This is a genomic window from Prevotella disiens, from assembly GCF_900454955.1.
In the GTDB taxonomy this organism is placed as follows: Bacteria; Bacteroidota; Bacteroidia; order Bacteroidales; family Bacteroidaceae; genus Prevotella; species Prevotella disiens.
Map to the genome: position 1 here is coordinate 2395864 of NZ_UGTL01000001.1, position 6290 is coordinate 2402153.

6 protein-coding genes and 2 pseudogenes are annotated in these 6290 nt (G+C 41.4%); 2 read left to right on the forward strand and 6 right to left on the reverse strand.

What is annotated here, in order from left to right:
* Positions 1 to 43: 43 nt before the first annotated feature.
* Complete coding sequence (locus DYI03_RS13950; protein WP_021669573.1) at positions 44 to 490, forward strand: DUF4348 domain-containing protein; 447 nt, start codon at positions 44 to 46, stop codon at positions 488 to 490.
* A gap of 444 nt (positions 491 to 934) precedes the next feature.
* Here DYI03_RS13950 and DYI03_RS10425 read toward each other — a convergent pair whose 3' ends face one another.
* From DYI03_RS10425 to DYI03_RS10435, 3 genes are all read right to left on the reverse strand, one after another.
* Complete coding sequence (locus DYI03_RS10425; protein ID WP_004355376.1) at positions 935 to 1354, reverse strand: plasmid mobilization protein; 420 nt, start codon at positions 1352 to 1354, stop codon at positions 935 to 937.
* Positions 1355 to 1699: 345 nt separating this feature from the next.
* Complete coding sequence (locus tag DYI03_RS10430) at positions 1700 to 2011, reverse strand: helix-turn-helix domain-containing protein (RefSeq protein WP_021670260.1); 312 nt, start codon at positions 2009 to 2011, stop codon at positions 1700 to 1702.
* A gap of 7 nt (positions 2012 to 2018) precedes the next feature.
* Positions 2019 to 2288 carry a helix-turn-helix domain-containing protein gene (locus DYI03_RS10435; protein WP_025064883.1) on the reverse strand — a complete coding sequence of 90 codons (270 nt, stop codon included), beginning with the start codon at positions 2286 to 2288 and terminating at the stop codon, positions 2019 to 2021.
* A gap of 546 nt (positions 2289 to 2834) precedes the next feature.
* Between DYI03_RS10435 and DYI03_RS13470 the strand changes: the two genes are divergently transcribed.
* Positions 2835 to 2975, forward strand: a complete 141-nt coding sequence (locus DYI03_RS13470; protein WP_169337607.1) for a hypothetical protein — start codon at positions 2835 to 2837, stop codon at positions 2973 to 2975.
* Between the two features lie 77 nt (positions 2976 to 3052).
* Here the strand turns inward: DYI03_RS13470 and DYI03_RS10440 are convergent, their stop codons facing one another.
* The 3 genes and pseudogenes from DYI03_RS10440 to DYI03_RS13955 all read right to left on the reverse strand — a co-directional run bounded on the left by DYI03_RS10440 (position 3053) and on the right by DYI03_RS13955 (position 5985).
* Positions 3053 to 3541: a DUF1896 domain-containing protein gene (locus tag DYI03_RS10440; RefSeq protein ID WP_025064882.1), complete on the reverse strand. Its 489-nt coding sequence runs from the start codon at positions 3539 to 3541 to the stop codon at positions 3053 to 3055.
* 19 nt (positions 3542 to 3560) lie between these two features.
* Positions 3561 to 4811, reverse strand: a pseudogene (locus DYI03_RS10445) (tyrosine-type recombinase/integrase).
* A 3-nt stretch (positions 4812 to 4814) separates the two neighbouring features.
* Positions 4815 to 5985: pseudogene (locus DYI03_RS13955) on the reverse strand (site-specific integrase).
* Positions 5986 to 6290: the final 305 nt, after the last annotated feature.

Genomic DNA, 6290 nt, shown 5'->3' on the forward strand with positions numbered 1-6290 from the left:
TGTAATATAATCCCGTCTCATAAAAATCAAGTTATCATATATTATGAATAAGTTTATTTACATACTATTTGTTTTCCTCTGTTTAATAAGCTGTGCACAACCAAATAATAAAAAGCAAGTTTTAAAGGATAGGGCTGTGATATCACTAAAAAGAAATGTGACAGGAAAAACAACTTTTTATGATTTTTTCAAAAAGTTCGCGTCAGACTCATGTTTTCAACGGAAACACATTTTGTTTCCGTTGAAAATTATATATAAAGGTTATGATTATGAAGAGACAGACTCGATCCTTCATATCAGCAAGAGTGATTGGATATATACAAATTTCAACGATTCTATAATAGAAGGGCAAAAAATAATGTTAAAGGTTGATACAATGGCGCATACTGTTATCTTAAAGGGCTATGATTCGGGAATATATATGAGATATTTATTCAAAACTGACAAGCGTTCTTGGATATTATTTCAGATAGATGACTATTCTAATTAACGTGAATTCGACAAATTCAGAATATCTTTGAATAACAGAGTTCTAAAATATAACAAATTTCGGGTAATGCTCCAAATTGGGAGTTGTTGAAATAATCATCTGATTATCAATTTGATTATAAAATAGGCGTAAAGGTAGGGAAAATTCTCTGCCTTTTGCTATTTTTGTAACCCAAAACAAAGGAAAAATGAGCTTACGAGAATGCTTCGGCACTTTATGCTCCAGATTGGGAGTTGAGTTTCAATGTCCGCATCGCCACTCAAACAATATTCTCAAAAGAGGTAAAGTAACAGGTAAACAACGCTAATGATGTAAGAATTGCCGGAAGCGTTTTATCAGCGACTACACATACAAAGCCTATCTTCCTAACATTGATAACTGACCAAAGAGGGATTGGGCAATCACAGCACGATACTAACGTTGGGTATTATGATTTATCAGCATTCATTCTTGTTTACTCTCAAGAGATTTTGTCAGTTGCACTACTTGATGTTGGAATCTGATAAGAAGTTGGGAATAGGTTTCGAGTTTACTGAGCAGTTGTTGCGCAGTGGCGACAGAATGATAAGTATTGAGGGCTTTCACGGCTTCGTTGTATAGCATGCCTATCTTATGAGTCATGGAGACGATTTCGGAGAGTTTCTCCAAGTAAGGCTCTTTTGCAGGGTCTTGGGTGATGACCTTAAAGGCTTCACCTAAAAGCCTTGTTCGGACAAAATCACTTTTCGTTTTTGCTCCCGACTTGCGGTAGAGTCTGATAAGCTTCTGCTGGTCTTCGGAATTAGGTATCCTGATGTGCCATCTGTCCCATCGTGGGCAGGTGGCACATCTGCCGTCTGGCTTCTTTTGTTTCTGCTTTTTCATTGCTTTCTAATCACGACTTTGGAGTGATTTAATCCCCTTTCGGGGCAAGGGTCTTTGTGGTACAAATGGCAATTTGTGGTACAAAGACACACCTTGCCAGTATAAAGAAAGAGATAGTTTGTTATGTTCCATAAAGTAACTTTTCTGGGGTGCTTTTGATAGACGAGAGTTCAAAGTTCAAGAAGTAAATCAAGCGATAAGTTTAGACTAATTTCTTGACTTACTGACTTTATGAGCTGACATATTTTTGACTAAAGTTAATTTTGACTTAGGTCGAAACTATTTTTTTGACCAAAGTCATAACTGACCATTTTACTTAAGTCGCGACTGATTTCTTAACTTAACTCATAACTTACCTGTTTGCGGTATTGGATTATAATACTTTTCAAGCATTGTTTGTATGTCGCTCTGTTTGTAAAGTATCTTCCCTCCGATTTTGTAGAATGGAAGTATTCTTGCATTTTTATACTCTTGGAGCGTGCGTGTGCTGAGCCGTAAGTGGCTGCACACTTCCTCGCTCGAAAGGTAAACCTCGCCATCTAACATCGGACGAGCTGTGGCACAATACCGCTCCAACTTCTTCAAAGTACCTTCCATCAGTTGTGAAAATAACTGCATCTGAGGGTCTTCCTGCGTAATGATTTCATTCTCTGCCATAATTCATTCATTTTTTGACTTCATTCAGCATTTCGCTGATGTCGGTCTGTTTGTAATAACACTTGTGCCCAATCATGGAGAAAGGGATTTTTCCCGTATCTCGGTATGATTGCAGGGTACGCTTGCTTATGCCCAAACGCTTGCACACGGCTTCGTTGTCGAGCCATTGCTCGTTCTTAGGAGGATTACCAATGAGTTTTTCCACACGGTGGATAAAGTCTGCAAATTCGGAGCGATGCCGCTCCCACGCTTTGCGGTCGATGATAATGAGTTTCATTGCTTTGATATTGTTTTGATTACTATATTGTTACTCGGCAATGGAGCTGTTATGCTGCCCGTTGCCGTACTTATCGGGTGCAAAAGTAAGTGGTCAAGAGCATCGCTACAAGGGATGAGGAAAAGCAGGGAAATGTCAGGAAGACAAGAGAAAAGACCACGAGAAAATCCCTCAGCGTTATTGCGGTAATGAGATGAGGTGCCGGTTCTTTCCTTTTATTGCATATTTGTTGGTCTATCAACAGTTCGATAGTTCGACAAATCGAGATGTCGAACTATCAATAGTTTGTTTTGACGATAGTTTGTTTTGACGATAGTTTTGTTTTGACGATAGTTTGTTTTGATGATAGTTTGTTATGACGATAGTTTGTCTTGACAATAGATAGTCTTGACAATAAATTGTTATGACAACAAATTGTACAGACAATAAGTTGTATAAAAAATGGCTTGTCATATAATAAGATTGTCAAGACAATCGTTAGTTCTAACTATTGTTTCTATCATTCGCTTTTGCGTCCAAAGAGCCTGAGTATGCCGTATTCTTGTAGTGCCTATACTCTCTACGGCAGCCCTGCCCTGCAAGGTTGGGAGAGATGAATACGACCGCACGGATATTGAGGATTGTAGTACCGCCTTGAAAAAGAAAAATCCTGCGGTGGAGATTCTACTCTCCATCCGCAGGACTTGACCTTTCAGGGCAGACAGGCTGCCGTTGTACCTTTGCACGATAAGAAACGGCATCAGGAACTTTGCGTGCGCCTTTGCCTACAACGCCTTCGGGCTTGCTTCCTCCGTCTGTTTGACCGTTGGCAGGTTGTTGCTCTCGATGAGCAGTACTATCGTGCCTGTCAGTTCGGTGTAAAGACGGTCGTATTGTTCGCTTGCGGCAAATTCGTCCGTCAGTTCGTACCCAGCGAATGTGGCTTGAACAGCCTTGTTCGCCAACAATAAAAACGAAAGCCTCTCGGGGAGCGGTGCAGGGAGTTTCCTCTCAAACTCGTCCTCCAAGACAGAAACAAGGGTATCGTACTTTGAGAAATGCAGTCCACTGAAAAGCACTTCACTTGCTATTCTTTCTGCTTCTAAATGATTAAAACCTTGCGCCACGGCATCGCAGTAGGCGGTCAGTGCTATGTCGGCTCTTGCCGTGATAAACTCCTTGTCTCCCAATCGCTCGGGGTGATGTTCACTCATATAGCTTTCCAACTTCAATCGAAAATAGGAAAGTTCCTTTTTGCTATTATCTGTTTTCATACATAATTTTTGCTGATTTCTAAAATATTGTTGCGTTTTGCTTTTCGATAGCTTCCGTATAGTCAGAAAAAGCCTTACTTTTATGTTCTTGCAAACGGTTCATGTCCTCTCTGATTTTCAGGTCGGTAATTTTTCCATAAATCTGTGTCGTTCCAATGTCGCTGTGTCCGAGCATCTTGCAGAGCGTTTCCATTGCTATACCATTGGAAAGGCAGATGGTCGTGGCGAAAGTATGGCGAGCCATGTGAAAGGTCAAGCCCTTCTCAATTTGGCATATCTGACCAATGTTTATACAGGCGAAAGATGCCTTGCTAACGTTCAATGTTGGAAATATCAAATCATCGTGTTGTTTCCCTTTTATATGAATGTCAAGTATCTCCTTTGCGATGGGCAGAAGTGGAATGATGGCTTCCACGTCCGTTTTCTGTCGCTTGATACGTATCTCACAAGTTCCGTCATCATAATGGTGGATATGTTTAGGTGTCAGTCGCAACATATCCACACGAGCCAGTCCCGTAAAGGCACAGAAAATGAAGAGTTGCCTTGCTCGCTCGAACTGCTTGTTTAAGATGGGCGTTTGCAAAATGCGCTTGAGTTCTTCCGTTGTGAGATACCTTCTCGTGCCACGTGGTTTTTTCCGCCTTAAAATCCACAAACGGGTCTCGGCGGATGTATTTTTTCTGTTGTCCGATGCTGATGAGCTTTCTCAAGAAAATAACCGTCATTTGAATGGTGGCAGGTGATAATCTGGCTTGCTTTAAGATAGAAATCCAATTTTCGACAAAGCCATAGTCCAACCGTGAATAACCAATATCGGACATTCCGTATTTTTCCAGCAGGAAGGATACTATGAGCTGCTTGTCATAGATGTAGTTGCGGAAAGTGGATTGGCGATGGAAATTCCCACACAAGGGCGTTTTCCTCTATAAAACGGTCTGCCTCTTCCATGAGCATTCCATTGCTTTGTGATCCTCCGTCAGACCAATTTTTGAGCAGTTCTGCACTTACATACCCTTTTGCCAAACCAGCTCATTGTATTTGGTTTGTATCTGTCCTTCCTTTTCTTCAGTATGCGGTTGATGTTCTTCATTCATCAGTGTCGCCTTGCATCTGCCATGCTTTGCGTCCCAATTGTTTGGATTGAATCCAATCCATACTGTATTGTACTTGTTGCCCGTTTATGGTGTTCGCCCATTATCGGGCATTTGCCGTTCTTCTTCAGTTTGGAACGGTTGATGTAAAACAATGTCTTGAATGTACTGCGTGCCATAAGCTATAATTTTAAGGTGAAAGTGTGTTCTATCCGTTGTTGAATCTTCTGCATATCCTGTCTTATTCTTTCTGATTGACCGCTGCATACACTTGTGTCGTTCTCAAATTGTATTCCCAACATACCGTTACGGTTCTATTGGAACACCAGCCGACAGGGGTAATGACCGAAGCAAAAGTATGGCGAGCCATGTGAAGGTCAGAGGGTTTTCATACGATACTTCTCTGTATGTGGTGCATCGCATTGGTAAACCACGTCTCTTGGGGGAACGTCAATACATATCCCGCACGTCTGCCCTATATCTTTCCATAATGGTCTTGGCTGGGGAAGAACTACTACGCGAAAAGGGGTCTTCGTCTTGACACGCTTGCTTTAATACATAGCTTTCCTTCCTCAATGATGATGTTTCCTCTTTGAGATTGCGTATATCGAATGGCAAGCCGCTGAAGCAGGAGAACGAACAAATCACGGACGACACGATATTTCTCCCATTTGATGGCAGGTCGATAATCTTTGCAGTCGTCCTGCGTGATGTTTCTCGGCTTCCTTTCGTCTTTTCGTAACTGTAACCATGAACGGATAATGTCTATCATGCCATTTTGACACCTTGTTCACAACCGCCTTCAATCAGCCAAGGCACTGCTATACTGCACTTTCAATTTTCGGTCTATGTCAGAAAGTATCATAGCCTTCTATAAAGGAAATATCCAGTTCCATGAGCGGAATATCACTTAACTTGTATTTCTACGCACATATCCCGAAGAAGAGTTTGCTGATAGGTACGCAGCTCCAGTGTTTTCATTGCCCGGTCTATGCCCACTCTTTCATGAATCTGTGTGAGGTACTCAGCATAGCACTCTAAAAGCATTGCGTTTTGACAAAGCTGTCCCTGATAGGCATTGCGCACATCCGTAGCCGTGAATGACTCTCCACTTTCGCAAAGTTCCGATAGCGTGCATGAATGAGTGCAGTGCATTCATTCAAATACTGGTTGATAGAATTTGCGATGGCACTCTTGCCGAGAAGACGTTGCTTTCTGCTATCCCAAAGAGATAATGGGACTTTCTTTTTGGCGGAAAAGGCGGAATGCTTCCTGCCCATTCTATCCGTCCGATAAGCGGCACCATGCCTTTTTGTCCGCTCGTTTAGCCTGTGTGAAAAAACGGACTTTCAGTTTGTTCTTTCATTTTCTGTCGTTTTTTTCTAATTTCCTTTGCTTGCAAAGGTACATACGAACAAGAGTTCTTGAGCTATGCAGAAAAATGAAAGATGAGGAATAAAAACCTATGCCACAGTTGTTTATATTCAATTCGTAACCCCTTTTTGCTTTGTGCCCTATGGGTTACGAGTTGGTAACGGAACTATTGCCGTTTTTCGCTCAATCTTGCCATATCTCAAAATGCAGAAAAGTGTATAAGTGTTATTGTTCAAGTGTTTCCGTTTGTACTTACCCATTCTTCTTTCATTGTCATTATTCTA

What these genes read in the sequence shown, in the direction of transcription:
- DYI03_RS10430 (WP_021670260.1), bottom strand. Translation starts at nt 2,011, where the DNA reads ATGGCAGAGAATGAAATCATTACGCAGGAAGACCCTCAGATGCAGTTA.
- DYI03_RS10440 (WP_025064882.1), bottom strand. Translation starts at nt 3,541, where the DNA reads ATGAAAACAGATAATAGCAAAAAGGAACTTTCCTATTTTCGATTGAAG.
- DYI03_RS13950 (WP_021669573.1), top strand. Translation starts at nt 44, where the DNA reads ATGAATAAGTTTATTTACATACTATTTGTTTTCCTCTGTTTAATAAGC.
- DYI03_RS10435 (WP_025064883.1), bottom strand. Translation starts at nt 2,288, where the DNA reads ATGAAACTCATTATCATCGACCGCAAAGCGTGGGAGCGGCATCGCTCC.
- DYI03_RS10425 (WP_004355376.1), bottom strand. Translation starts at nt 1,354, where the DNA reads ATGAAAAAGCAGAAACAAAAGAAGCCAGACGGCAGATGTGCCACCTGC.